This window comes from Tumebacillus lacus, from assembly GCF_026410385.1.
GTDB lineage: Bacteria > Bacillota > Bacilli > Tumebacillales > Tumebacillaceae > Tumebacillus > Tumebacillus lacus.
Map to the genome: position 1 here is coordinate 1 of NZ_JAPMLT010000014.1, position 23,971 is coordinate 23,971.

Sequence of the window (23,971 nt, forward strand, 5' to 3'; positions counted from 1 at the left end):
TCGGGAAGGGATAAGCGCTGAAAGCATCTAAGCGCGAAGCCCACCTCAAGATAAGACTTCCCACACGGTCAACGTGGTAAGACCCCTTGTAGACGACAAGGTTGATAGGCTGGAGGTGTACGCGCCGTGAGGCGTTCAGCTGACCAGTACTAATAGGTCGAGGGCTTATCCTAAGTGACTCATAGACACATTCGCATCCAGTTTTCAGGGAATACAAACCCTAACACAAAACGTCTCGTGACAATGGCGGAGAGGTCACACCCGTTCCCATCCCGAACACGGAAGTTAAGCTCTCCAGCGCCGATGGTACTTGGACCGCAGGGTCCTGGGAGAGTAGGTCGTCGCGGGGCGCAACACCCATAAAAAATGTCTCGTAGCAATAGCGAAGAGGTCACACCCGTTCCCATCCCGAACACGGAAGTTAAGCTCTTCAGCGCCGATGGTACTTGGACCGCAGGGTCCTGGGAGAGTAGGACGCCGCGGGGCATTTTTTATATCCTCCCGCAACACCCCACCAGACCAGATCCCAACCGATCTGGTCTTTTTCTTTACCCACTCAAACAAAATTAGCACCCGCCCCCCCTCACCTACAACAAACTCCTCAATCAAGAAACTCCCCTCCAACCCGGCACGGAAGAGATCCTCCCGATCCCCTTCTACAGACATCTCGCGCAAAAAGGAGACACACTTTTTCGCATCGCTCGCCGATACAGAGTCCCGGTGCAAGTCCTCTACGACTGGGCCTACGAATACGGCGAAGAATTCCCCGAAGACCTCATCGCCGGCGCCACGATCGTCAAAATCCCTCAATTCCGTTATAACTATTACACCGCAAAGCCAGGCAACACCGCCGTCAGCATCGCCAAATCGGACCGGAAGGACAAACTCCGGTGTCCTTCAAGGAGCGAGACCTGATCGAACGCTACCAGACGCTCGAACAAGGCCGGACAGACAGTGCCCGCATCTTGGCGGTCGCGACCAAACGAGAGATCCGGCAAGTCATCAAGGAAATGAAAGAAACCGTCTCATTAGATGCTGTCTACGCGATCACCTATGGTCTCGTACATAGAGTCACAGATGAAACTGGTGCTGGTCACAAGGCTGGAACTGGCCAAGACAGTCGCGTACAAAGTGGGGAAAACCGAAGAAGACATCATCGCCTTCATGCGAGACGAGCGTACGTTGCATGCAGAGGAAGCCATCGGGCTCCAACTGGCGCATCGCTTTGAGGAAAAACTCTTGCAAGGCGGTGATGAGATCATCAACATATAAAAAGACAGAGCAGGGCGCCCCGCTCTGTCTTTTTATATCGGATCACGTCCACGCCATCCAAAGCGCCAATGCCATCGCATGCAGCACCGTCATCGTGATCATCTTCATCTGATTCCCCGCCACATTGCGCAGATCATGCAGATTTGTATTCCACGAATTAAAAGCCCCCAGCAACGCGCAGACAACTGTAAGCAAAAAGATATGCGTCACCCGCAGCGTCGCCATCGTCCCCAGCAACACCGTGAGCAAAAAATAAGCAGCCGGCACATGACGAGCCGCTTCAAAACCGAACTTGCGAGCCGCCCACGCGACCGTCGTCCGCTGCTTCTCCGCTTTTCGCGCTGTCGTCAGATCTCCAAGGTGGTACTGCATCAGCCAAGCCACACAGAGCAGCGAATGCAGAACCGCCGCCCAGCCGATCACCGGCTCCCACGCATCGGTCAGAATATAATAGGTCCCAAGCGTACAAGCGGTAATCGCCGGAAACGCGAGATACCACTCCCCGAGCATGGACAGGTATCGAAACGGATGGCACGCATACGACAGCGCCGTCCACACCCCTACCAAGAGGAACAGTGTAAACGACCCGCTGGCCGTCTTGGCCGCATAGATCCCGAACGACACCGCCCCGATCAACCCCAGCAACCCGAACACAAACAATCCGCGATCACTCAGCGTCTTTTTCACACGAGCCGTCTCGGCTTTCGATCCCGATTTGCCGCTCGCTTTATGCTCTTGTACCGACTGGATCACGCCTTGCAACAACAGCACGGAGAGCAACAGCACCCCGAACATCATCCAATCCACCGCCGAAGCGGAACGTAGATCGTGCACAGCAAATCCGACCGAGATCGCCAGCGCGCTCAAACTCCACGAAAACACCGGCACAACACGCAGCAGCGGCAACGTTCTTCTCAACATGTGAAACATGTCGACCCCCACCTCTCACGCATGGTTCTTGGCACTCAGTATGCGCTTACGGCGTGTAAAAAATGTTTCGTTCCTGACAGAGTTGATCGAGGATTAAATTGGGGAATTTCCGCATCGACACATTCAAAAACTCATTGATCAAAAACGTATCGTGCGACGAAAAAGTCAGGATCATCTCCCCCCACCGCTCCGTCTCATACCGACACAGCATCCCCAGAACAAACATGATCATGTAATGCACCGAGATCTCCGGCAACACCAGATTACCTTCATGGGGAAAACGCAGATGCGGTTGGCCTGAAAAATCATGCAGGAGCAACGGATGATGCCGATCCTCATCCTCTTCCCCCTCAAACGCGATGCGCAACACCCCTGCATCATCCATCCCCTCCGGAAACGAAAACCGCAGCGACTCCGACCCGTGGTGATTGAGCAGATCCAGAAGTTCCTCCTTGGTCTTCTCCGAGCCGGCCACAAACTGCCGAGGAACGTGCCATGTCCGGTCTTGCACATCCAGCCGCGTCACCTGGGGCGTCCCGTACAGCCGCTCATACGTCGGGATCAGCTCTGGAATCACTGCCAGCAACTGCTTCATCTGGAAGCGGTGCTGCGCCTCGAAAGGCGGCCCGCCGAGGATGCGATGCAACACGTGGAAAATGCCGTCTTTCTGCACCCGCACCTCATCTTCAGCGAACGAGTAATCGTCCCGCTTCAATTTGCGCGTCGACAGCCCGTGCTTCAACACGGAAGTCGTCGACGGGTACTCCGGATCATACGACGTGATCAACGCCTTGCTCAGTGCCATCATTCCGTAATAGAGCAAGAGCGGTTTGGTCAAAATATCGCAGTGCTCAGCTGCGCGATAGTACTCGCGTGCCTGCTTGAAACTGAAGATAAACTTGGGCGTTGCTTGGTAGACGTGCCGTTGCACCGGGTCCATTCCTTGATCCGCGTATCGGCCGCGCAAAAACTCGCTGGCCGTCTGTTCGTTCTCGAAGTACACGAATGTATCCCACAATTTACGGTACGGTTTTTCCGTTGGAATGCGGACCTGCGTCTGCATCGGGTCCTGCAACCTCCTTCCTCCCTGAAAAGCGTGCTTGACGCGTAAAAACGGGATTGCTAAACTAGTCCATAATATCCACGGTCAAGGGACAATCTATACAAACACTGGAGGGCGAAAAGGAAATGTGGGAGAATAAATTCAACAAAGAAGGCCTCACGTTTGACGACGTCTTGTTGGTTCCGAGAAAATCGTCTGTTCTGCCTCGCGATGTCAGCGTCGGCAGCCAGATCACAGCCAAGATCCGACTGAATACCCCGATCGTCGCAGCCGGCATGGACACGGTCACCGAGTCGAAGATGGCCATCGCAATGGCGCGTGAAGGCGGCATGGGCATCATCCACAAGAACATGACCATCGAGCAACAGGCGGACGAAGTGGATCGCGTCAAGCGCTCCGAGTCCGGCGTCATCACCGACCCGATTTTCCTCACGCCCGATCATCACGTCTACCACGCGGAAGAACTGATGGCGAAATACCGCATCTCCGGCGTACCGATCGTCAACTCCTCTCATCGCCTCGTGGGTATCATCACCAACCGCGACCTGCGCTTTGAACAAAATTACGACCGCAAGATCAGCGAAGTCATGACTTCTGAAAATCTGATCACGGCTCCTGTCGGCACCACTTTGGAACAGGCAAAAGAGATCCTGCAACAGCACAAGGTGGAGAAACTGCCTCTCGTCGACGAAAATTACCAACTCAAAGGCCTCATCACGATCAAAGACATTGAAAAAGCAAAAATGTTCCCGCACGCGGCGAAGGACGCCAAAGGCCGTCTGGTCGTCGGCGGCGCGGTCGGCGTGACGAAAGACACGTTTGACCGTGTGGAGGCGCTCGTCAAAGCAGGCGTGGACGTGGTCGTCGTCGATACGGCGCACGGTCATTCGGTCGGCGTCATCAACACCGTTCGCGAGATCCGCGCCCGCTACCCGGAACTGCAGATTATCGCCGGCAACGTCGCGACAGGAGAGGCGACCCGCGATCTGATCGAGGCGGGGGCATCGGCTGTCAAAGTCGGCATCGGTCCGGGCTCGATCTGCACCACCCGCGTCGTCGCAGGCATCGGCGTGCCGCAGATCACCGCCGTGTATGACTGCGCGACTGTGGCGCGCGAGTACGGGGTGCCGATCATCGCAGACGGCGGCATCAAATACTCGGGCGACATCGTCAAGGCGCTGGCTGCCGGGGCGAGCGTGGTCATGGTCGGTTCGTTGCTCGCAGGCACCGAGGAGTCGCCAGGTGAGATGGAGATCCACCAAGGCCGTTATTTCAAGGTCTACCGGGGCATGGGCTCGATGGGTGCCATGAAACAGGGCTCGGGCGACCGCTATTTCCAAGAAGATGCCAAGAAACTCGTACCGGAAGGCATCGAGGGCCGCGTTCCTTACCGTGGAGCACTGGCCGATATCATCTACCAGCTCGTCGGCGGCATCCGCTCCGGCATGGGGTACTGCGGCGTCGAGAACATCGAGCAGCTCCAGTCTGACACGCAGTTTATCCGCATCACCGGCGCGGGTCTCAAAGAGAGCCATCCGCATGATGTGCAGATCACAAAAGAGGCGCCGAACTACAGCGTCTAAACGAAAATGTGAGGGTGTCTTGACAAACGTCAAGACACCCTCTTTTTTTCGTGAAAGGGACCTCCGTCTATGGTATAATCGAGAATGTATTTTTGGGGACAAAATTGGGGAATGAAACGATACAAAAACATTGTGACGGAGGACAAATGATGAAACGCCAGATGTTGAAAAAATACGTGTCGGGCGCGTTGATCGCCACGATGCTTTTGTCTGTGCAACTGCCGCAGACGTTGCAGATCCCGGGCACCACTCCGTACTTCGGGACGCAGATCGCACACGCGGAAGAAGCGGCGAAACTGCCGGCACTGGAAGTCGAATCGAAGTCCGGCCTGCTGATGGATGCCAAGAGCGGCCAGATCCTCTGGGCAAAAGACGAGCATGCCAAGCGCTATCCGGCGTCTGTCACCAAGATCATGACGATGATGCTCGCGTATGAAGCGGTGGAAAAAGGCGAGAAACAACTGACCGACATCGTGCCGGTCTCGAAGACGGCGTACGGTACGGAAGGTTCCAGCGTGTGGCTCGACCCGAAGGAAAAGTTTACGCTGGCGGAGATGATGGAGTTTATCACGATCCAGTCGGCAAACGATGCCTGCGTGGCGGTGGCGGAGTATATCGGCGGCAGTGAAGAAGGCTTTGTGGCGCGGATGAATGAAAAGGCGAAGGAACTCGGCATGAACGACACGCATTTTGCCGATACCAACGGTCTGCATCATCCGGAGCACTATACGTCGGCCTACGACATCGCGATCATGGCGCGCGAGTTGATCACGAAGTACCCGCAGGTGCTGGACGTGACCAAGGTGCAGACGAAGATGATTCGCAACGGCGCGTTTAAACTGGAGAACACCAACCATGTGCTCGGCCAGTTTGAGGGCCTCGACGGTTTGAAAACCGGCTTTACCGACCAAGCTGGCTATTGTCTGGCAGGCACGGCGGAGCGTGACGGCATGCGCCTGATCTCGATCCAACTGTTCGCAAGCAGCGATGCCAAGCGCGTGGAAGACACGAAGAAGATCCTCGACTACGGCTACGCAAACTTCAAGCAAGAGTCGGTGATCAAGCAAGGCGAAGCGGTGTCGGAACTCGCCCCGATCAGCAAGGGCAAGGAAAAAGAGACCGAAGCGGTCGCAGCCGGCGATCTGATGGTCGCGGTGCCGAAAAACGGCGGCGCGGTGGAGAAGAAGGTCGTCTTTGACAATGTGGAAGCTCCGGTGGCGAAGGACGCGAAGCTTGGCGAACTGCAGATCGTGCAGGACGGCAAGGTCGTGAGCAAAGTCGATCTGGTCGCCAAGCAGGACGTGGAGAAAGGTTCGTGGTTGCGCCTTGGCATGCGCGGCATCGGCAATTTCTTCTCCGGCATGTTTGGGGCGATCGGCTCTTCGATCTCCGGTCTGTTTGAGTAAAATAAGCCTAGGGCAAGTGAGGGATGACGCATGGAGCCGCAAATGACCTTTCCGATGTGGTATTTGATCACACCGTTGATTTTGTTCATCATTTTGATTCCGGGTGGCTTCTTTATGTTCCGCGCGTTTTTGCGTCGGATGGCGCCGGAGAAAGATAACCAAGGGAACCAGGGTTAAATACCCTGGTTTTCTTATATGATTTTCAGGTTATCAAGGGCGTTTGGTTGTCACTTGTGGCTGTGTTAAGGTAAAATGGTTCATTAGAAGAGATGCTTGTCCACTACCGATCTCAGGAGGGTTACATACAATGGTGCAAACGGGTACTGAACGCGTAAAACGCGGTATGGCAGAAATGCAAAAGGGTGGCGTCATCATGGACGTCATCAACGCGGAACAAGCGAAGATCGCAGAAGAGGCGGGCGCAGTTGCAGTCATGGCGCTGGAGCGCGTGCCGGCTGACATCCGTGCGGCAGGCGGCGTGGCTCGCATGGCCGACCCGACGATCATGGAAGAGGTCATGAAGGCCGTCTCCATCCCGGTCATGGCAAAAGCTCGCATCGGGCATTTTGTAGAAGCGAAAGTGCTGGAAGCGATGGGCGTGGACTATATCGACGAGTCGGAAGTTCTGACGCCGGCGGACGATAAGTATCACATCAACAAAAACGATTTCACCGTTCCGTTTGTCTGCGGTTGCCGTGATCTGGGTGAAGCGCTGCGTCGCATCTCGGAAGGCGCGTCGATGCTGCGCACGAAAGGCGAGCCGGGCACGGGCAACATCGTCGAAGCGGTTAAGCATATGCGCACCGTGCAAGCGCAGATCCGCAAGCTGTCTTCGATGGCAGAAGACGAGCTGGTGATGGAAGCGAAAAACATCGGCGCTCCGATCGAACTGCTGCGCGAAGTGCGCACGCTGGGCAAACTGCCGGTGGTCAACTTTGCAGCGGGCGGCGTGGCTTCTCCGGCTGACGCAGCGCTGATGATGCACTTGGGCGCTGACGGCGTGTTTGTCGGCTCCGGTATCTTCAAGTCGGAAAACCCGGCGAAGTTTGCACGTGCCATCGTCGAAGCGACGACGCATTACACCGATTACAAGCTGATCGCAGAGCTGTCGAAAAACCTCGGCGGCGCGATGAAGGGCATCGAACTGGCGACTCTGAAAGAGTCCGAGCGCATGTCCGAACGCGGCTGGTAAGAAAGAAGGCATCGGCGATGAAAATTGGCGTTTTGGCGCTGCAAGGCGCGGTGATCGAGCACGTCAAGAGCCTGAAGCAAGCCGGGGCTGAAGAAGTGGTCCCGGTGAAATGGCCGAAAGATCTGGACGGGCTCGACGGACTGGTCCTGCCGGGCGGAGAGAGCACGACGATCGGGAAGCTGATGAACAAGTACGAACTGATGGAGCCGGTGCGGGAGATGGCGAAGCGCGGGGTGCCGATGTTTGGGACTTGTGCGGGTCTGATCTTGCTGGCGAATCGGGTTCAGGGGCAGGATTGGGTGCATATCGGTGCGCTCGATGCGCTCGTGGATCGGAATTCGTTCGGGCGGCAGGTGGATTCGTTTGAGGCGGATCTGGATGTCGTCGGGCTGGAAGGTTCGGAAAAGTATCCGGCTGTGTTTATTCGCGCGCCGCATATCATGGAGGTCGGTGCAGGCGTTGAGGTGCTGTCCACGGTGAATGACCGTGTGGTGGCAGCGCGACAAGGGCACCTGCTGGGGGCGTCTTTCCATCCGGAGCTGACGGATGATGTGAGATTGCACAAGTACTTCCTGAGTATGGTGGAGGAAGCGAAGAAGGCGGCTGTGAAATAGGGTTTTGTTTGGGAAAAGGGAGCGTCATGTCGACGCTCCCTTTTTCATATTCTCAGGGAACATACACATTCGGCGGAGGTGGTTTGGGATGGTGAATTTGTGGGAGAAGAGCGTGCAGGTGATGAAGGAAGGGCAAGAGCGAAACGGGGCGTTTCCCGCTTCGCCTGCTTTTGTGACGTATCGGTATTCGTGGCTGCGGGACGGGACGTTTACGGCGTATGCGCTTGATGTGGCGGGGGAGCATGTGGCGGCTGCTAATTTTTATCGGTGGGTGCACGGGGTGGTACGGCACTATTTGTTTAAAGTAGAGGATTTGGTTGTCAGGCGAAGGGAAGGGAAGGCGCTGGAGGCGGGGATGTTTTTGCATACGCGGTATACGGTGGAGGGGGATGAAGGGACGGAGGAGTGGGGGAATCATCAGCTCGATGGGTACGGGGCTTATTTGTGGGGGGTGGCGGAGCACTTGCGGTTGAGCGGGGATGTGGTGTTTTTGGAGGAAGTAAGGGGGAGTGTTGAGGGGGTCATTCGGTATCTGGTGGAGTTTTGGGGGGAGCGGTGCTTTGATTGTTGGGAGGAGTTTGGGGATCGGGTGCATACGTCGACGTTGGCGGCGGTTTATGGGGGGCTGAGGGGGATTTCGAGGTATGTTGTCGTGGATGGGGTGCAGGAGGTGCTTGCGGAGATTAAGGGGTTTGTGGAGAGGGAGTGTGTGGTGGAGGGAAGGTTTTGTAAGTCGGTGGGGGATGAGCGGGTGGATGCGAATCTGTTGTGGGTGACGGTGCCGTTTGGGATGTTTGATGGGGAGGATGAAAGGGTTGTAGCGACGGTTCGGGAGATTGAGCGGGAATTGGTGACGGTTGGCGGGGGCGGGGTGCATCGGTATAGAGGGGATTCGTTTTATGGGGGCGGGGCTTGGGTGCTGCTGACGGCGTGGCTCGGGTGGTATTATGCGGCAGTGGGGAATGAGGAGCGGGCGCGGGAGTTGGTGGAGTGGGTGGAGCGACAGGCCGATGAGGAGGGGTATCTGCCGGAGCAGGTGGCGGAAGGGTTGATGGTGCCGGATGCGTATGGGGAGTGGGTGGGAAGGTGGGGGGAGTGTGCAAGACCTTTGTTGTGGTCGCATGCGATGTATGTGGTGGTGAGGAGGGCGTTGAGGGGGTAAAGTAGGTGACTGGCTGGCTGGGTTAGGTGCAGGGGGGGCGCGGGGATAGGTTACAGGTTCCCGTCAAAGGCCCCTCCCTTTGATTGGAGTTTTTTGAGGGTGGGGAGGGGCCTTTGAAGGTTACCTCTTCACCTATTCCCCGCGCCCCCTGTCGTTGATGGGCACTCGACGTGGTGGGAAGGGCATGGGGGGGCGGGCAAGCGTTTGTATGGGGGTGGGATTTTGTGTTAAAATAACGTTTGTACGCTCTCGTCATGGAGACGGGGGTTTTTTTGTAGGGTGAGAGTTGAGTTTTGTACATAGATGAAGGAGTGTTGTCGGGATGTTGGATCCGAAGTTGTTGCGCAGTGAACCCGAACGCGTTCGTGCGGCATTGGAAGGGCGCGGTGAATCGACGGCTGCGTTGGATGAGTTTTTGGAATTGGACAAGCGTCGCCGCGAGCTGTTGGTCGAGGTCGAGCAGCTGAAGGCCCGCCGCAACGCGGTTTCGCAGGAAGTGGCGAAACTGAAGAAGGCCGGCGAGAATGCGGATGAGATCATTTTGGAAATGCGTACGGTCGGCGACCGGATTAAGGACCTGGATGATGAAGTGCGCACGGTGGAGGAACGAACGAATTATCTGCTGCTTTGTCTGCCGAATATGCCGCATGAGAGTGTGCCGTCCGGTCTGACCGAGGATGATAATGTCGAGATCAAAAAGGTCGGGGAGCTCCGTTCGTTTGACTTTGAGCCGAAGGCTCATTGGGATCTGGCGACCGATCTGGGGATTATTGATTTTGAGGCGGCGGCGAAGATCACCGGGGCGCGTTTTTCGTTCTATAAGGGTGCCGGGGCGCGCTTGGAACGTGCGCTGATCAACTTTATGCTGGATGTGCATACCGGGGAGCACGGGTATACGGAAGTGTTGCCGCCGTTTATTGTCAACCGGGCGTCGATGACGGGCACCGGCAATCTGCCGAAGTTTGAGGAAGATGCGTTTAAGGTGGCCGATTCGGATTATTTCTTGGCTCCGACGGCCGAGGTGCCGGTGACGAACTATTACCGGGATGAGATTTTGTCGGCCGAGCAACTGCCGGTGTACTTTGTGGCGTACACGCCGTGCTTCCGCTCGGAAGCCGGGTCGTCGGGCCGCGATACGCGCGGTCTGATCCGTCAACACCAGTTTAATAAGGTGGAGATGGTGAAGTTTGCGCATCCGGATCAGTCGTATGCGGAGTGGGAGAAACTGGTGGGCAATGCGGAGACGATTTTGCAGCGCTTGGGCCTGCCTTATCGCGCGCTGGATATGTGCATGGGCGATCTGGGCTTCGGGGCGGCGAAGAAGACCGACCTTGAGGTGTGGATGCCGGCTGCTGATCAGTACCGGGAGATCTCGTCTTGCACGAACTTTGAGGACTTCCAGGCGCGTCGCGCCAATGTGAGATTCCGTCCGGAACAGGGTGCGAAGCCGGAGTTTGTTCATACGATCAACGGTTCCGGGCTGGCTGTGGGCCGCACGGTGGCCGCGATTTTGGAAAATTATCAGCAGGCGGACGGGTCGGTTGTGATCCCGGATGCGCTGGTGCCGTATATGGGCGGTTTGACGAAGATTTCGAAGGCGTAGTGGCGATTTGATATTGGTGTGTGACCCCCTCCAGGTTGTGAGGGGGTTTTTAAGCGAGTGGAGGTGTTTGTTTTTGTTGTTTGGGATGAACAGGCGGCAGGCCGGGGTGTTTTGGGCGGTGTTTGCCCTTGGCGTGGCGTTGCGCGTGTGGATGGTGTTGGCGCAGCAGGATGAGTTGATGACCGTGTATGATGACAAGATGTATGTGGAAAGTGCGCAGCGACTCTTGGAGTCGGGGATGTTTACGTTTGGGGGCCATCATGAAAAGCCGACGGTGTTTATTCCGCCGATGTTTGTGCTGTATCTGAGCGGGGTGTTTGCTCTGTTTGGGTCGGGGGATGTCGGCCTGACGGTGGCGCGCCTTGGCGCGGTGCTGATCGGGTCGCTGGTGATGCTGCTGGTGGTGAAACTGGCGTCGCAGATGGGGCGCGTCTGGATGGGCGTGGCGGCGGCCGGTTTGGTGGCGGTGTTTCCGCCGCTGGTGCTGTCGAGCTCTGTGCTGTTGACGGAGACGCCGTTTGCGATGATGGTGTTGCTGTTTTTGATTTTGTTGTTGAAGGCGATCGAGTCGGGACGGATGAAGGATTTTGTCTGGGCCGGGGTGTTGCTCGGGCTGACGACGTTGACGAGGCCGACGATCGCTCTGTTCCCGATTGTGGTCGGGCTGTATCTCTGGGGGCATTCGCGGTACGGGTTTAAGAAGGCGTTTGTGGTGGGGACGGTGCTGGTGGTCACGCTGTTTGCGGTGCTGAGTCCGTGGATTGTGCGCAATTACGTGCATTTTGACCGGTTCATTCCGTTGACGAAGGCGAGCGGCAATCCGTTTTTGACCGGGACGTATATCAATAATGATGTGTGGGGGCAAGGGACCGACCCGGAGTTTCCCGATTATCCGCTCGGGTGGAAGAAGGTGCCGGGCGATCTGGTCGCCACCGATGATCTGTTGATGGAGATGGGGAAGAAGCGGCTGCGGGAGGAGTTTTCGAAAGATCCGCGGGCGATGATCGAGTGGTATACGGTGGGGAAGCTCAAACTGTTTTGGTGGGAGCCGTTTGATTGGAGCGATGTGCTGAAGGAGTGGATGGAGCCGATTACGGCGGTGCATCGGGTGTTGATTGCGGTCGGTTTTGCAGGGTGTGCGGTGGCTCTGTGGAGACGTGTGCCGTATGCGCCGCTGGTGGCGATGCTGTTTGTTTATTTGACGGTGTTGCAGATGGTGTATGTGACCACGCCGCGGTATGCGGTGCCGCTTTTGCCGTTTTTGTTTTTGTTTGTCGGGTACCCGTGGACGGGGGAGGAAAAATTTTTGTCGAAGGGTACACCCATAAATGAATAGGGTACTCTCGTAGGTTATAGCAAGAAACATAACCACCGAGAGGATGACAAATTGATGAAACTTACAAAGAAACTGATTTCTTCTGCTCTGATCGCTACGCTCGTGATGTCGCCGGTTGCGGCGCTTGCGGAAGGGACCGATGCAAGCACGACGACCACCACGGAGACGACGACCACGACTGAAACTGATACGACGACCGAAACCGATAAGACGGATGAAGGTGACATTCAAGTCGGCCTGACGCCGGATCGCTTCCTCTACTTCTTCAAGCAACTGGTGCGCGACATCAACCTGATGATCACGACCGATGATCAGAAGGAAGCGGAACTGCTGCTCAAGTACGCGAATGAAAAGGCTGCGGAGCTGAAAGTTCTGGCGGAGCAAGGCAACACCGATTACAACGAAGAGCAGATGGCGGAGATCGAGGAACTGCTGATCGAAGCGGCTGAACTGCTCGGCGCTGAAGACGGTACGGAGGAAGACGGTACCGAAGAAGACGGCACGACCACTCCGGAAGATGGCACGACCACTCCGGAAGATGCCACGACCACTCCGGAAGACGGTACGACCACTCCGGAAGACGGTACGACCACTCCGGAAGACGGCACGACGCCGCCTGCTGATGACACGACCACCCCGCCGGCTGACGAGGAAGAGCAAGAAGAGGGCTCGATGGGTCCGGAGCATGCGCTCGTCGTCCTGAAGGGTCTGCTCGATAAACTGCCGGAGCAAGGTCGCAAAGGCGTAGAGAACGCGATCAAGCAACTGGAGAAGAACATCGAGAAGAAGCAGAAGAAAGCGGCGAAGAAGAAGCAAAAGGGTGAGGAAGAGACCCAAGAGCCGACCCCGGCTCCGACTCCGGCACCGGAAGAGCCGACCACCGGCGAACCGAACACGACCGTCCCGGCTCCTGGCACCGTGACTCCGGACGCTGACACCACCACCGAGGGTGATGCGACCACCACGACCCCGGTTCCGGCTGCGATCACCACCGAGGTGAAAGTGGAAGGCGAAAAGAAAGAGAAGCAAAACAACGGCCTGCACAAAGGCCATGACAAGCAAGAAGAAAAGGGCAACAAAGAAAACAACGGCAAGTCCGAAGGCAAAGGCGAGCACGGCAACGGCAAGAACTAACGAATAACAGGAAAGCCCGCGACCTCACGCATCACGTGGTCGCGGGCTTTTTCTGCGGCAAGGGAAGAGCGGGAGGCAGGGCTCGACGGAATGCGAGATATACCGGAGAATTTCTTGCGATATGGAAGGATAGAGGTCGCGGGCGGCCGTCGGGAGAAAAGGAAAACCGCCGATGATGTGTCATCGGCGGTTTCTGCTCCCTCTGTGTCAGACGCGGAGGCGTCGGTTGCTTTGGGAGATGCGTTGGGCGACTTTGTCGAGGACGTGGTGGATGGACGTTTTGTCGTCGACGACGTCGTACTCGTTGATGTTGATCCGCACGACCGGGCAGGCCGTGAAGTTGTTGATCCAGTCTTCGTAGCGGTTGTACATCTCTTCCCAATACTCGATGGCGGTGTTTTGCTCCATCGGGCGGCCGCGCTCTTTGATGCGGGTCAGGACGTCGTCAAAGCTGCCTTCGAGATAGATCAGCACGTCCGGATGCGGGAAGTACGGGGTCATGATCATCGCTTCAAACAGCGACGTGTACGTGCTGTAGTCGGTCTGGCTCATCTTGCCTTGCTCAAACAGCATGCGGGCAAAGATGCCGGTGTCCTCGTAGACGGAACGGTCTTGGACGAACCCGCCGCCATATTCGAAGATGCGCTTTTGTTCTTTGAAGCGTTCAGCGAGGAAGTAGACCTGCAGATGGAAGCTCCACTTTTCAAAGTCGCTGTAGAACAGATCGAGATACGGGTTGGTGTCGACTTTCTCCAGCGAAGTGCGGAAGCCGAGCGTGTCGGCCAGCGCCATCGTGATCGTCGATTTGCCGACGCCGACCGTGCCGCCGATGGTGATCACCGCATCGCGCGGAATGCCGAATTTTTCACTGAGTGCGGAGTTATGCATGTGTAGGTTGCTCCTTCTTTAGGATTGCGTCGATCTGTTGGAAGATGAAATCCAGGTCCTCCGGCCGCTCCACAAAGTCGAGCTTGTCGCCGTCGAGCACGAGAATCGGCACGTCAGGATGCTCCACGGAGTAACGTTCCAAGAAGACTTCATAGTCATCGCGCAAATTGCGAATGTAGTTCGGGTCCATGTTTTGCTCGATGGAACGGTTGCGCTTGGCAATCCGGCCCATGATCGTCTCCACGCTGGCGGTCAAGTGGACGATGAGCGAAGCCTGAGGCATGTCGGCCGTCAGGATGTCGTAAATCGACAAGTATTTGTCTAACTCGCCGGCAGACAGCGTGCGGCGGGCGAAGATGGTGTTTTTAAAGATGTTGTAGTCCGAAACGACCGATTGGTCGCGCTGCAAGTATTGTTTGGAGAGATCGTTCAGCTGCTTGTACCGGTTGCAGAGAAAGAACATCTCAGTCTGAAAGCTCCACTCGTCGATATTGTCGTAAAAACGCCCGAGGAACGGGTTTTCTTCGACGATCTCCTGGAGAAGATGGAATCCGTAGCGCGCGTTGATCAGGCGGGCGAGCGAAGTCTTGCCCACTCCGATCGGACCTTCAACGGTAATAAACTGGGGTAACGACATCGAAGTCCCTCCTGCAAGCATTGTCAGGATGACATTGTAACATAGTCTCCGTATTTATTGAATGGATCAAAAGGTTGTCATTTCGAAGTTTGGCGAAAGAAGTCGACGTGGACAGGTTCTCACGCGCCGATTCGTCATGGAAGGACAGAATCGTGTATAATAGGCAGGTAGATTTTCAGAGAGGGGTCAGCAATCGATGGCTTTTTGGATCAATGTTATCTTGTTCGCAGTTTGCATGATCATACAGGCGATCGCGTTTCATCGCGTCGCGTTTGGCCGCGCGGTGTTCATCACGGTGGCGATGTTCTTCTTCACCGGCCTCGTCTTCATCGCGCCGAACGCGCCGCGCTTTTTGGTGTGGTTCCTTTACGCGGTCACGTGGGGCTATACGCTGTTCATGACGGTCTACGCCATCAATCGCCTGCGTCAACGCAACAAGTAACACTTGCAAATGAGGCGGAAATGATGTAATATAGAGCGCGGACACGGAGAGTTGGCCGAGTCGGTCGAAGGCGCTCCCCTGCTAAGGGAGTATACTGGAAACAGTATCGAGGGTTCGAATCCCTTGCTCTCCGCCATCCGTGCCCATAGCTCAGCCGGATAGAGCGTTTGACTACGAATCAAAAGGTCGGGAGTTCGAATCTCTCTGGGCACGCCATCTTTTTCGCAAGTATGAACCTCACCCGCCGGTGAGGTTTTTTACGCACCCGTAGCTCAGGCGGATAGAGCGATCGTTTCCTAAACGATGTCTTGGGGGGGTTCGAATCCCTCCGGGTGCGCCATACTGAAGGAAGAGGTGGGAAAGACGTGACGGAACATGAGCAGTGGATGCGAGAGGCTCTTAAGGAAGCTGAGATCGCAGCCTCCTACGGCGAGGTGCCGATCGGCGCTGTGATCGTCCGAGACGGAGAGATCATCGCTCGCGGCCACAACCGGCGCGAGACGTGGAAAGATCCGACCGCCCATGCCGAAACGATCGCGATCCGCGAAGCGGCCCGCGTGCTCGGCGGATGGAGATTGACAAACTGTCGGCTTTATGTTACTTTAGAACCGTGCCCCATGTGCGCAGGATCGATCCTTTTGTCCCGAGTGGACGAGGTGTTCATCGGTGCGATGGATGCCAAGGGCGGTGCAGTCGGTTCGCAGACGAACCTGCTCGACACCGACGCTTGGAACCACCGACCGGAAATTACCACTGGCATACTGGCGGATGCATGTAGTATGATGTTGAAGGAGTTCTTCCGGAATATGCGGAAGAAACGCTAGCAGTACGAACTGATCGTTTTTATCACGGAGAGATGTCTGAGGGGTCGAAAGAGCTCGCCTCGAAAGCGAGTGGGCCTTAACGGGTCCCGTGGGTTCGAATCCCACTCTCTCCGCCATTTTTTTGTCTCTGGAGAGGTGTCCGAGTTTGGTCGAAGGAGCACGATTGGAAATCGTGTAGGCGGGAAACCGTCTCAGGGGTTCGAATCCCCTCCTCTCCGCCATCAGTTTCAAAACTTAAAAGTTTTGTCGTGCTAGACGGGGAGGTAGCGGTGCCCTGTAACCCGCAATCCGCTACAGCGGGGTTGATGTCTGGTCGAGGGGCACTCTCTGTAGGGCCTGGGCTTGGCAAGTGGTGTTGAGGATTGGGTCCCACGCAACGTTGTCTCCTGAACCGTGTCAGGACCGGAAGGTAGCAGCACTAAGGGAATCGCAGCGTGTGCCGTGGGTGCGCCTGGTCTGAGCTAACTGCCGAGCGCCGTCTATAGAGGTGTTTCGAAGCCAGATGCACGACGATAATTTTTTCATAGGACAGGTCCGGCGTTTCGACGCGGGCCTGTTTTTTATTTATTTTTTTATCCGTCCTTTCTCGACAGGAAGAGACAGGCTTCATCAAAGGAGAAACCCCGGCAGGAGTAGAATTTTTCCCGTAATAGAGGGGAGGGATGTTCATGTCGGTAACAAAGTCTCCTGTTTTCTGTCTGGATGATCTGGTGATCGAATGCTATCGGGACGCAGCGGCGGTGATCGGGTATGATCTGCAACTCCTCGCTGCCAACAAAGCGATGGCCGATGTGCTGCCCGGTAACTTTGCGGACCGGTGCCCGCTGCCGTTGCAGGATGTGCTGCCGGCGGTGTATGAAGAGTACGGCTGGATCGAGCAGGTCGTGCGCGAACGGCACTGTGTGCACAATCGGGTGTTGAACTTTGTGCGGGGTGGCCGGACGCGGACGTATCTGGTCGGTTCGCATCAGATCTATGATCGCCAGGGGAAGCCGGTGGGCATCCTCGTGTTTATGAAAGATATCGGCAACGTCGTGTCGTTGGAACATACGGTGCATCACAATGAAAAGCTGGCGACGGTCGGCAAGATCGCCGCCGGGGTGGCGCATGAGATCCGCAATCCGCTGACGTCGATCAAGGGTTTTTTGCAGATCATGCGCCATGATCTGCTGGAGAACGACATGCACAAGGCGCATTCGTTTACCGATGTGATGCTCAGCGAGATCGAGCGGGTGAACGGGCTGGTCGGCGAGTTGCTTCTGCTCTCGAAGCCGCGGGAGATGAAGATGGAGAGGCTCGATGCCAAGGAACTGATCGAGTCGCTGGCTCCGCTGATCTCCAGCGAGGCGATCTTGCACAACATCGAGTTTCATCTGGGTCTGCAGTCGGTGCCGAAGATCATGGCCGACCGGGAACTGGTCAAACAGGTGCTGGTCAATCTGATGAAAAACGGCATCGAAGCGATGAGCGAGACGCAAGGCGGCACCCTTACGATCACCAATTCGTACGTGGCCGAAGAGCGGATGGTGCGCATCGAGATCCGCGACTCGGGGCCGGGCATCCCGCATTACCTGCTCGACCGGATCTTCGACGCGTTTTTCACGACCAAGGAGACGGGGACGGGGCTTGGTCTGCCGATCTGTCAGCGGCTGGTCAGCGACATGGGCGGTCAGATCAAGGTGACGTCAAAAGGATACGGGACGACGTTTGCCGTGTGGCTGCCGGTGGCAGGGGAATAAGAGGGAAACGAGACATCTGCGCACGGGAGCGCAGGTGTTTTTTTGCGGAGTGGCGTTTTTGCTTTCCGATGCCTTCTATGATAATCTGTAGGTTGGAACATTCTATGTAAAATCCTATGTATAACAAGGAAGGGAGGGGCTCGCTCTTATGGCATACATCGCCCTTTACCGCGAATGGCGACCCCAACTTTTTCGTGATATCGCCGGGCAAGAACATGTGACGCGCACGTTGCAAAATGCGTTGCGTCAACATCGTTTTGCCCATGCGTACCTGTTCAACGGTCCGCGCGGCACCGGCAAGACGTCGGCGGCGAGGGTACTCGCCAAAGCGATCAACTGTGAAAACGGTCCGGCCGAGGAGCCGTGCAACGAGTGCCCGGCCTGCATCGGCATCACCAAAGGCACGATCATGGACGTGATGGAGATCGACGCCGCGTCGAACCGGGGCGTGGACGAGATTCGCGACCTGCGGGACAAGGTCAAATTTGCCCCGACTGAGGTGCGGTCGAAAGTCTACATCATCGACGAGGTGCACATGCTGACGACGGAGGCTTTCAACGCGTTGCTCAAAACGCTGGAAGAGCCGCCGAGCCATGTCATGTTCATCCTCGCGACCACCGAGCCGCACAAGTTGCCGGCGACGATCATCTCGCGTTGCCAGCGCTTCGATTTTCGCCGGATCACGGGACGTGCGATCGTCGACCATCTGCGCCACATCGCCGATGAAAAAGGTGTCATCGTCGAAGAGGATGCGCTCTGGCTGGTCGCTCGGGCGGCAGAAGGCGGGATGCGCGACGCGCTCTCGATCTTTGACCAAGTGATCTCCTTTGGCGGCGATCAAGTGCGCGCGGAGGACATCATCTCGATGGTCGGCGCGATCGGCGCGGACGTACTGGCCAAAATCGCCCGCGGCATCTGCGAGCGGCAACCGGCTGCGGTGCTGGGCGAGATCGGGGACCTCATCGACAAAGGCAAGGACGTGGGGCAACTGCTCCACGATCTGGTGACCTATTTCCGCGATCTGCTCATGCAAAAGACGGTGCCTCATCTGGAAGAGGTGCAAGATCGCGCCAACTACGACCGCGAGTTTGCCGAGGTGGCGGACATGTATGAGACGGGCGTGTTGACGCGGATCATCGAACAGATGACGCAGGTGCAAAATGAATTGAAGTGGCAGTCGCAAGGGCGGCTGTTATTGGAAATGCTGATGGTGCGGCTGTGCAAAGCGCAGTCGATCGACCCGGAAGATATGCTGGAGCGGCTGGAGCAACTCGAAAGCAAGCTGTCCGGCGGTCTGCCGGGCGGTGGATTCCCGCCGTCGCCCGCGCCGCAGCAGGCCGGCTTTGGCGGGGCACCGGCATCGCCGGATCTGCTGCGCCGCCTGCAAGATCTGGAGCAAAAGCTCGCCTCCGCGCTGGCGGCAGGAGCGGTGGCGCCGAATGCGCGGCCGCAGCAGGCGAACGCTCCGGCACCAGGTCAAGGCGGCGGGATGCGCTCGGTCGGCGAGGTGATGCAACCGCCGCCGATCGACGGTCCGCCAAGCCGCGTGAACGCCGCGCTGGCACCCGCTCCTCACCGCGAGGAGCAGCCGCGCACGGTGATTCCGCCGGCCAATCTGCCGCCGTTGCCTGCGTCCGCTCCGACGGGCGGCGGGGCTCCTGCTCCGCGTCCGGCTGCGGCTCCGGCCGTGTCGGGCGGCGGCGGCTCCTCGCTGGCGAAGATCGTCACGAGCCCCGACCCGGATGCGTTTGCCCGCGTGCAGCAGTTCTGGCCGCGCGTGCTCGACGAGGTCAAGCAGCGCAAGATCACGGCGCAGGCGTGGCTGTTGGCCGGCAAGCCGGTCGCTGTCGACAACGGCTACATCGTGGTGGCGTTCACCTCGCAGATCCACGCGGAGACGATCATGAAGCCGATCCACCGCGAGATCATCGAGCCGGTGTTCACCCAGTTGATGAACGGCGTGCCGCATCAACTGTTTGCCGTGATGGAATCCGAGTGGATGCGGTTCCAACCGACCATCGGGGCGAGCGGCACAGGCCCCTCCCCGAGCGCCGACGGCGGCGACAACAACGAGGCAACATCGACCGAGGCAACTGCTGCGGCACCTGAACGGGACGAGCTGGTGGAAAAGGCGAAGTTCTTGTTTGGTTCCGAGCATGTCGAAGTCGTTGAATGACATATCCTATAGCATCGAGTCTAAGAACGAGGTGACCATTGATGAAAAACATGCAAAACCTGATGAAGCAAGCACAAAAAATGCAAGCTCAAATGATGAAAGCGCAAGAAGAGCTCGGCACCAGAACGGTGGAAGGCACTGCGGGCGGCGGTGTGGTAACCGTCGTCGTGTCCGGACACAAAAACGTGCAATCGGTCACGATCAAACCGGAAGCGGTAGACCCGGACGACATCGAAATGCTCCAGGACCTGATCCTCTCGGCTGTCAACGACGCGATGAAAAAAGCGGACGAAATGACGGCGAACGAGATGGGCAAGTACACCAAGGGCATGAACATGCCGGGCCTGTTCTAAACGGACATGTTGCATTACCCGGAACCGATATCCAATCTGGTCGACGGATTTTCCCGTCTGCCCGGCATCGGCCCGAAAACCGCCCAGCGATTGGCGTTTCACGTGCTGTCGATGAAAGAGGATGACGTGATGGATCTGGCCAAGGCGCTCGTCAACGCCAAACGTCACCTCCACCACTGCTCCGTCTGCTGCAACATCACCGACGTCGACCCGTGCCGCATCTGCAACGACCAGAGCCGCCGCCGCGACATCCTGTGCGTGGTGCAGGAGGCCAAAGATGTGATCGCGATGGAGAAGACCCGCGAGTTTAACGGGCTCTACCACGTGCTGCAAGGCGCCATCTCGCCCATCGAAGGCATCGGCCCGGATCAGATTCGCATCGCCGAGCTGCTCCGCCGTCTGCAAGACCCGGAGATCGAGGTCGACGAGATCATCATGGCGACCAATCCGACCATAGAAGGCGAAGCGACGGCGATGTACCTGTCCCGTCTGCTCAAGCCGGTCGGCATCAAAGTCACCCGCATCGCGGCCGGTCTCCCGGTCGGCGGGGATCTGGAGTATGCCGACGAGGTGACGCTGTCCAAGGCGCTCGAAGGCCGACGCGAGATCTAGACGGAGCCTGTTCCCATTTTGGAGAACAGGCTCTTTTTGTCATGTTTTCCGGACAGCCCCTATATACTTCTACTACTCATGCACGCGAGAGAAAGAGTGAGGGGGCGGCAACATGGCGACACCGAATCAAAAGAAATGGAAGCAGTTTGCCGACTGGCTGCGCGGACGGCAGACGGTGGATCGAGAGCTGACCGAAGAGGAAAAACTGAAAGCGGAGATCGATGCGGCTCAAAAAGAGTGGAAGATCGCCCGGGAGCATATCAACTATGTGTCCGATCCCGAGCTGATCGACCACGCCATCTTTTCCCTGGAAGCAGCGGAGAGAAAATACGGCTATCTGCTGCGGCAAGCGAAAAAACGCCATGCGCAAAAACAGGCGGTGGAGTTGGAAAAAACGGTCGGATAAAAGACTGTCAATTCATGAATGAATAAGGACGACCTCTGTTGAAATTAAAAAGGTTGTCCATTTTCATGAAAGTATTGTTAATCTTGTCAGACAAGTAAGAACAATACGATTGATTTAGCAGAACTCCACTTTTTCACAAAATGGATACATTTTACTGTGCATAAATCGGATGATTTCTGCTATACTAGAAAGTAACCAACCAAAGTTTAACATTTTGGATGGCCTCCCAGGGCGAAGACGGGGACGTTTTCGCTCCATTGAGCCGGTGACTGATACGCAGTCGCCGCTTTTTTTTGCTATCATACCTGCCTTTTCCGTCACATAGAGTAGTGATAGGACAAGGAGGGGGAACGTGTCATGTCAGCTTGGCAAGTGATCGGTATCTTAGTCGGCACGGTGGTGCTGATCTACATGGTGTCGCAGTTTTTGCGGGAGCCGGGACGCGCGTTGTTCGGCTTGTTGCGCGGGATGATCGTCGGCGTGGTCGCGCTGTTTTTGATCAATCTGGTCGGCGCATCGTTTGGATTTCACATCGGGTTGAATCTGGTGACGGCGTTGACAGCGGGCATTCTCGGTCTGCCGGGGGTGGCGGCGTTGGTCGTCATTCAGCTGTGGTTCATCGGATGACTGATAAACAGAAAAAACGCCTGTTCACAACTCATGGTGAGTTGCGCACAGGCGTTTTTTTATTCCAGCGTGATCAGGTACACGCCGGCGAGTATCACCGCAGCACCGATCCAACGGGTGGTGGGGATGGTCTCGGAGAAGATCAGCCAGGCGACGAAGATGCCGATCACGTAGGCGAGGCTCTGCATCGGGTAGACGACGGAGAGCTTGCCGTTGTTGAGGATGACCAGCCAGATGCCGGTGGCGATGACGTACATGAAGCCGCCGATGTAGACGCCAGGTGACGTGATCACGTTCAGCACGGTCATGCCGTTCATGTTTTGCAGGGCGTTTTTCCAGACGATCTGGCCGCCTGCGAGCAAGAGGATGTTGACGAGGAGCAGGCCGTAGAGGACAAATTTACTCATGCAGGGCGGTCTCCTTTTCGTGCGGCTGTGCGGCGTGTTCGCGCTGTTGGTAGATCGCCAGCTCTTGGGTGAGGCGCACGACGCGGTCGGAGAGCTTGGAGATGACCATCGTCAGGTGCAGGAGATAGGCGAAGACGAACAGGAGCGCGATCAGGAACAGAAGCGACGGCGCGTAGTAGATGCCGAGCAGGTAGGCGAGGCTGTCCAGCCAATGCGAGCGCACGGAGACGACGACGATGACGAGGCCGAGCAGGAGCCACATCAGCGAGTATTGTTCGCGCAGTTTGCGTTTTCGCACTTGGGAGAGCACGAACCAGACGAAGGCGAGCGAAAACAGGATCGACAGCGCGTAGATGATCGGGGTGTCAAAGATGGTCAACGAGTGGTCCTCCTTTATCGCGTCGCGGAGATCAGGACGGCGAGGCCGACTTTGATCATGTAGTAGGCCGATTTGATCGGCGTGATCGAGGACGTGCCGGCCTGCCGCTCGCTCATCTCGACGGAGACCTCTTGGAAGGTCAGGCCGCGACGGGCGATGTGGACGAGCACCTCGACCTCGGGATAGTCGACCGGGTAGTACTCGGCGAACATCCGGATGACGCGCCGGTCGGCCGCCCGGAAGCCGGAGGTCGGGTCTTTGACGGTGTGTTTGGTAACGAGCCGGATCAGGCTCGAGAAAAAGATCATGCCGATGCGGCGCATCGCAGACGAGCGGTACGCCGTTTTTTCCACGTAGCGCGACCCGACGACAAAGTGGGACTCGCCGCGCAGGATCGGCTCGATCACCGTCGGGATGTCGTGCGGGTTGTGCTGGCCGTCGGCGTCGATCTGCAAGGCGATGTCGTATTGGTTTTTATGTGCATAGAGGTAGCCGGTCTGCATCGCGCCGCCGATGCCGAGGTTGAACGGCAGATCGATGACGGCCGTCGCTCCCGCAGCCCGCGCCACGCGCACGGTGGCGTCCTTGGAGCCGTCGTTGACGACGACGGTGTCGATGTGAAGACCGGTGTCTGCCGCGACCGCTTGGATGCGCCGGATGACGTTCGCGATGCTGCCCTCTTCGTTGTAGGCCGGTATGATCACGAGAACTTTCGGTTGGTTCATGTCCGTCCGCCTTTACGAGTAGTCTTGTACTTTCCAGTATATCTATAACTCTCATATTTTAACGAACGAGAGAGGAACTGTCGAGACGGCTCTCCTCACACTTTTCCAAAAGGGCGCATATCCAGAACGTATAAAATTCTCTGAATTTGTTATACTGGGTTGATAGACAAGTCCGGATGGGAAAGGAGCGTGTGGCAGGATGGAAGAACAACAGCAAGGGCAACAAGGCGGCGCGTGCATGATCTGCTGCGAGCAGAAGGTGGAAGGGATTCAGATCCTCACGCAGTTTCTCTGCCACGAGTGCGAGCGGGAGATCGTCAAGACGGATGTGGAAGATGAGCGGTACGCCTACTACATCGACCGGATGAAGCGCATCTGGCTGGAGGCGATTTCTTGAGGAGGAGGGAGCTTGGGGCGAGTGCCCGGGGCTCTCTTTTTTTTGTATGGTGTTGTCTTACATA

26 protein-coding genes, 5 tRNA genes, 3 rRNA genes and 1 other RNA gene are annotated in these 23,971 nt (G+C 56.9%); 28 read left to right on the top strand and 7 right to left on the bottom strand.

Translation table 11 applies throughout. The features are described from left to right. The 4 genes from OS242_RS18275 to OS242_RS18290 form a co-directional block, all read left to right on the top strand. Positions 1-173, top strand: a 23S ribosomal RNA gene (locus OS242_RS18275); the annotation flags it as partial. Positions 174-233: 60 nt separating this feature from the next. Then, a 5S ribosomal RNA gene (rrf, locus tag OS242_RS18280) occupies positions 234-350 on the top strand. A 19-nt stretch (positions 351-369) separates the two neighbouring features. Continuing rightward, positions 370-486, top strand: a 5S ribosomal RNA gene (rrf, locus tag OS242_RS18285). 591 nt (positions 487-1,077) lie between these two features. Further along, positions 1,078-1,272 (top strand): hypothetical protein, encoded by a 195-nt coding sequence (locus tag OS242_RS18290; RefSeq protein WP_267153147.1) that lies wholly within the window; start codon positions 1,078-1,080, stop codon positions 1,270-1,272. Positions 1,273-1,314: 42 nt separating this feature from the next. Here OS242_RS18290 and OS242_RS18295 read toward each other — a convergent pair whose 3' ends face one another. Continuing rightward, positions 1,315-2,202 (bottom strand): UbiA prenyltransferase family protein, encoded by an 888-nt coding sequence (locus OS242_RS18295; protein ID WP_267153148.1) that lies wholly within the window; start codon positions 2,200-2,202, stop codon positions 1,315-1,317. Between the two features lie 46 nt (positions 2,203-2,248). Further along, the gene (locus tag OS242_RS18300) at positions 2,249-3,277 is read right to left on the bottom strand and encodes a YaaC family protein (protein ID WP_267153149.1); all 1,029 of its coding nucleotides are present in this window, start codon (positions 3,275-3,277) and stop codon (positions 2,249-2,251) included. A 113-nt stretch (positions 3,278-3,390) separates the two neighbouring features. Here OS242_RS18300 and guaB point away from each other — a divergent pair, with 113 nt between their 5' ends. From guaB to OS242_RS18345, 9 genes are all read left to right on the top strand, one after another. Beyond that, complete coding sequence (gene guaB / locus OS242_RS18305; protein WP_267153150.1) at positions 3,391-4,848, top strand: IMP dehydrogenase; 1,458 nt, start codon at positions 3,391-3,393, stop codon at positions 4,846-4,848. A gap of 149 nt (positions 4,849-4,997) precedes the next feature. Next, positions 4,998-6,254, top strand: coding sequence for a D-alanyl-D-alanine carboxypeptidase family protein (locus OS242_RS18310; RefSeq protein WP_267153151.1), 1,257 nt, complete (start codon positions 4,998-5,000; stop codon positions 6,252-6,254). A 30-nt stretch (positions 6,255-6,284) separates the two neighbouring features. Next, a complete protein-coding gene (locus OS242_RS18315; RefSeq protein WP_267153152.1) occupies positions 6,285-6,431 on the top strand; it encodes a hypothetical protein in 147 nt (48 codons plus the stop codon). Positions 6,432-6,561: 130 nt separating this feature from the next. After that, positions 6,562-7,446, top strand: a complete 885-nt coding sequence (gene pdxS / locus OS242_RS18320; RefSeq protein ID WP_267153153.1) for a pyridoxal 5'-phosphate synthase lyase subunit PdxS — start codon at positions 6,562-6,564, stop codon at positions 7,444-7,446. A 17-nt stretch (positions 7,447-7,463) separates the two neighbouring features. Continuing rightward, positions 7,464-8,060 (top strand): pyridoxal 5'-phosphate synthase glutaminase subunit PdxT, encoded by a 597-nt coding sequence (gene pdxT / locus OS242_RS18325; RefSeq protein WP_267153154.1) that lies wholly within the window; start codon positions 7,464-7,466, stop codon positions 8,058-8,060. 88 nt (positions 8,061-8,148) lie between these two features. After that, entirely contained in the window at positions 8,149-9,222 is a 1,074-nt protein-coding gene (locus OS242_RS18330; protein ID WP_267153155.1) for a glycoside hydrolase family 15 protein, read from the top strand. Positions 9,223-9,544: 322 nt separating this feature from the next. Beyond that, the gene (gene serS, locus OS242_RS18335; RefSeq protein ID WP_267153156.1) at positions 9,545-10,825 is read left to right on the top strand and encodes a serine--tRNA ligase; all 1,281 of its coding nucleotides are present in this window, start codon (positions 9,545-9,547) and stop codon (positions 10,823-10,825) included. A 73-nt stretch (positions 10,826-10,898) separates the two neighbouring features. Continuing rightward, complete coding sequence (locus OS242_RS18340) at positions 10,899-12,161, top strand: ArnT family glycosyltransferase (RefSeq protein WP_267153157.1); 1,263 nt, start codon at positions 10,899-10,901, stop codon at positions 12,159-12,161. Between the two features lie 54 nt (positions 12,162-12,215). After that, positions 12,216-13,295, top strand: a complete 1,080-nt coding sequence (locus tag OS242_RS18345; RefSeq protein WP_267153158.1) for a DUF5667 domain-containing protein — start codon at positions 12,216-12,218, stop codon at positions 13,293-13,295. Between the two features lie 207 nt (positions 13,296-13,502). Here OS242_RS18345 and OS242_RS18350 read toward each other — a convergent pair whose 3' ends face one another. Both OS242_RS18350 and OS242_RS18355 read right to left on the bottom strand, forming a co-directional pair. Beyond that, positions 13,503-14,183 (bottom strand): deoxynucleoside kinase, encoded by a 681-nt coding sequence (locus OS242_RS18350; protein ID WP_267153159.1) that lies wholly within the window; start codon positions 14,181-14,183, stop codon positions 13,503-13,505. Continuing rightward, a complete protein-coding gene (locus OS242_RS18355) occupies positions 14,176-14,820 on the bottom strand; it encodes a deoxynucleoside kinase (protein WP_267153160.1) in 645 nt (214 codons plus the stop codon). Before OS242_RS18355 ends, OS242_RS18350 begins: the two co-directional genes overlap by 8 nt. Positions 14,821-15,016: 196 nt before the next feature. On the opposite strand from OS242_RS18355, the gene OS242_RS18360 reads away from it, so the two are divergent. The 14 genes from OS242_RS18360 to OS242_RS18425 all read left to right on the top strand — a co-directional run bounded on the left by OS242_RS18360 (position 15,017) and on the right by OS242_RS18425 (position 21,999). Further along, positions 15,017-15,262, top strand: coding sequence for a hypothetical protein (locus tag OS242_RS18360; RefSeq protein WP_267153161.1), 246 nt, complete (start codon positions 15,017-15,019; stop codon positions 15,260-15,262). Positions 15,263-15,307: 45 nt separating this feature from the next. Continuing rightward, a tRNA-Ser gene (locus OS242_RS18365) sits at positions 15,308-15,398 on the top strand. A 3-nt stretch (positions 15,399-15,401) separates the two neighbouring features. Next, positions 15,402-15,478 (top strand) — tRNA-Arg (locus OS242_RS18370). A gap of 45 nt (positions 15,479-15,523) precedes the next feature. Continuing rightward, a tRNA-Arg gene (locus tag OS242_RS18375) sits at positions 15,524-15,602 on the top strand. A gap of 25 nt (positions 15,603-15,627) precedes the next feature. Further along, positions 15,628-16,086, top strand: coding sequence for a tRNA adenosine(34) deaminase TadA (gene tadA, locus OS242_RS18380; RefSeq protein WP_267153162.1), 459 nt, complete (start codon positions 15,628-15,630; stop codon positions 16,084-16,086). Positions 16,087-16,112: 26 nt separating this feature from the next. Further along, positions 16,113-16,202 (top strand) — tRNA-Ser (locus OS242_RS18385). Positions 16,203-16,215: 13 nt separating this feature from the next. After that, a tRNA-Ser gene (locus OS242_RS18390) sits at positions 16,216-16,307 on the top strand. Between the two features lie 25 nt (positions 16,308-16,332). Further along, an RNA gene (ffs, locus tag OS242_RS18395) (signal recognition particle sRNA large type) lies at positions 16,333-16,596 on the top strand. Between the two features lie 158 nt (positions 16,597-16,754). Next, positions 16,755-17,825, top strand: coding sequence for a two-component system sensor histidine kinase NtrB (locus OS242_RS18400; protein WP_267153163.1), 1,071 nt, complete (start codon positions 16,755-16,757; stop codon positions 17,823-17,825). 148 nt (positions 17,826-17,973) lie between these two features. Continuing rightward, positions 17,974-20,001, top strand: coding sequence for a DNA polymerase III subunit gamma/tau (gene dnaX, locus OS242_RS18405; protein ID WP_267153164.1), 2,028 nt, complete (start codon positions 17,974-17,976; stop codon positions 19,999-20,001). 41 nt (positions 20,002-20,042) lie between these two features. Then, positions 20,043-20,354 carry a YbaB/EbfC family nucleoid-associated protein gene (locus OS242_RS18410; protein ID WP_267153165.1) on the top strand — a complete coding sequence of 104 codons (312 nt, stop codon included), beginning with the start codon at positions 20,043-20,045 and terminating at the stop codon, positions 20,352-20,354. A gap of 9 nt (positions 20,355-20,363) precedes the next feature. Then, positions 20,364-20,966, top strand: coding sequence for a recombination mediator RecR (gene recR / locus OS242_RS18415; RefSeq protein ID WP_267153260.1), 603 nt, complete (start codon positions 20,364-20,366; stop codon positions 20,964-20,966). A 112-nt stretch (positions 20,967-21,078) separates the two neighbouring features. Next, positions 21,079-21,372 (top strand): YaaL family protein, encoded by a 294-nt coding sequence (locus tag OS242_RS18420; RefSeq protein ID WP_267153166.1) that lies wholly within the window; start codon positions 21,079-21,081, stop codon positions 21,370-21,372. A gap of 357 nt (positions 21,373-21,729) precedes the next feature. Then, positions 21,730-21,999, top strand: coding sequence for a pro-sigmaK processing inhibitor BofA family protein (locus tag OS242_RS18425; protein WP_267153167.1), 270 nt, complete (start codon positions 21,730-21,732; stop codon positions 21,997-21,999). 59 nt (positions 22,000-22,058) lie between these two features. Here the strand turns inward: OS242_RS18425 and OS242_RS18430 are convergent, their stop codons facing one another. Genes OS242_RS18430 through OS242_RS18440 form a run of 3 tightly spaced genes read right to left on the bottom strand, consistent with a single transcriptional unit; the run spans position 22,059 to position 23,510 of the window. Then, entirely contained in the window at positions 22,059-22,406 is a 348-nt protein-coding gene (locus OS242_RS18430; RefSeq protein WP_267153168.1) for an EamA family transporter, read from the bottom strand. Then, complete coding sequence (locus OS242_RS18435) at positions 22,399-22,785, bottom strand: DUF2304 domain-containing protein (RefSeq protein ID WP_267153169.1); 387 nt, start codon at positions 22,783-22,785, stop codon at positions 22,399-22,401. Before OS242_RS18435 ends, OS242_RS18430 begins: the two co-directional genes overlap by 8 nt. A 14-nt stretch (positions 22,786-22,799) precedes the next feature. Then, the gene (locus OS242_RS18440; protein ID WP_267153170.1) at positions 22,800-23,510 is read right to left on the bottom strand and encodes a glycosyltransferase family 2 protein; all 711 of its coding nucleotides are present in this window, start codon (positions 23,508-23,510) and stop codon (positions 22,800-22,802) included. A gap of 199 nt (positions 23,511-23,709) precedes the next feature. Here OS242_RS18440 and OS242_RS18445 point away from each other — a divergent pair, with 199 nt between their 5' ends. Beyond that, entirely contained in the window at positions 23,710-23,907 is a 198-nt protein-coding gene (locus OS242_RS18445) for a sigma factor G inhibitor Gin (protein WP_267153171.1), read from the top strand. Positions 23,908-23,971: the final 64 nt, after the last annotated feature.

Bases quoted from the DNA above. Each gene is read 5' to 3' on its own strand.
- OS242_RS18290 (WP_267153147.1), top strand. From the start codon at position 1,078: ATGAAACTGGTGCTGGTCACAAGGCTGGAACTGGCCAAGACAGTCGCG.
- OS242_RS18295 (WP_267153148.1), bottom strand. From the start codon at position 2,202: ATGTTTCACATGTTGAGAAGAACGTTGCCGCTGCTGCGTGTTGTGCCG.
- guaB (WP_267153150.1), top strand. From the start codon at position 3,391: ATGTGGGAGAATAAATTCAACAAAGAAGGCCTCACGTTTGACGACGTC.
- OS242_RS18310 (WP_267153151.1), top strand. From the start codon at position 4,998: ATGAAACGCCAGATGTTGAAAAAATACGTGTCGGGCGCGTTGATCGCC.
- OS242_RS18315 (WP_267153152.1), top strand. From the start codon at position 6,285: ATGGAGCCGCAAATGACCTTTCCGATGTGGTATTTGATCACACCGTTG.
- pdxS (WP_267153153.1), top strand. From the start codon at position 6,562: ATGGTGCAAACGGGTACTGAACGCGTAAAACGCGGTATGGCAGAAATG.
- pdxT (WP_267153154.1), top strand. From the start codon at position 7,464: ATGAAAATTGGCGTTTTGGCGCTGCAAGGCGCGGTGATCGAGCACGTC.
- OS242_RS18330 (WP_267153155.1), top strand. From the start codon at position 8,149: ATGGTGAATTTGTGGGAGAAGAGCGTGCAGGTGATGAAGGAAGGGCAA.
- serS (WP_267153156.1), top strand. From the start codon at position 9,545: ATGTTGGATCCGAAGTTGTTGCGCAGTGAACCCGAACGCGTTCGTGCG.
- OS242_RS18345 (WP_267153158.1), top strand. From the start codon at position 12,216: ATGAAACTTACAAAGAAACTGATTTCTTCTGCTCTGATCGCTACGCTC.
- OS242_RS18350 (WP_267153159.1), bottom strand. From the start codon at position 14,183: ATGCATAACTCCGCACTCAGTGAAAAATTCGGCATTCCGCGCGATGCG.
- OS242_RS18355 (WP_267153160.1), bottom strand. From the start codon at position 14,820: ATGTCGTTACCCCAGTTTATTACCGTTGAAGGTCCGATCGGAGTGGGC.
- OS242_RS18360 (WP_267153161.1), top strand. From the start codon at position 15,017: ATGGCTTTTTGGATCAATGTTATCTTGTTCGCAGTTTGCATGATCATA.
- OS242_RS18400 (WP_267153163.1), top strand. From the start codon at position 16,755: ATGTCGGTAACAAAGTCTCCTGTTTTCTGTCTGGATGATCTGGTGATC.
- dnaX (WP_267153164.1), top strand. From the start codon at position 17,974: ATGGCATACATCGCCCTTTACCGCGAATGGCGACCCCAACTTTTTCGT.
- OS242_RS18410 (WP_267153165.1), top strand. From the start codon at position 20,043: ATGAAAAACATGCAAAACCTGATGAAGCAAGCACAAAAAATGCAAGCT.
- OS242_RS18420 (WP_267153166.1), top strand. From the start codon at position 21,079: ATGGCGACACCGAATCAAAAGAAATGGAAGCAGTTTGCCGACTGGCTG.
- OS242_RS18425 (WP_267153167.1), top strand. From the start codon at position 21,730: ATGTCAGCTTGGCAAGTGATCGGTATCTTAGTCGGCACGGTGGTGCTG.
- OS242_RS18430 (WP_267153168.1), bottom strand. From the start codon at position 22,406: ATGAGTAAATTTGTCCTCTACGGCCTGCTCCTCGTCAACATCCTCTTG.
- OS242_RS18440 (WP_267153170.1), bottom strand. From the start codon at position 23,510: ATGAACCAACCGAAAGTTCTCGTGATCATACCGGCCTACAACGAAGAG.
- OS242_RS18445 (WP_267153171.1), top strand. From the start codon at position 23,710: ATGGAAGAACAACAGCAAGGGCAACAAGGCGGCGCGTGCATGATCTGC.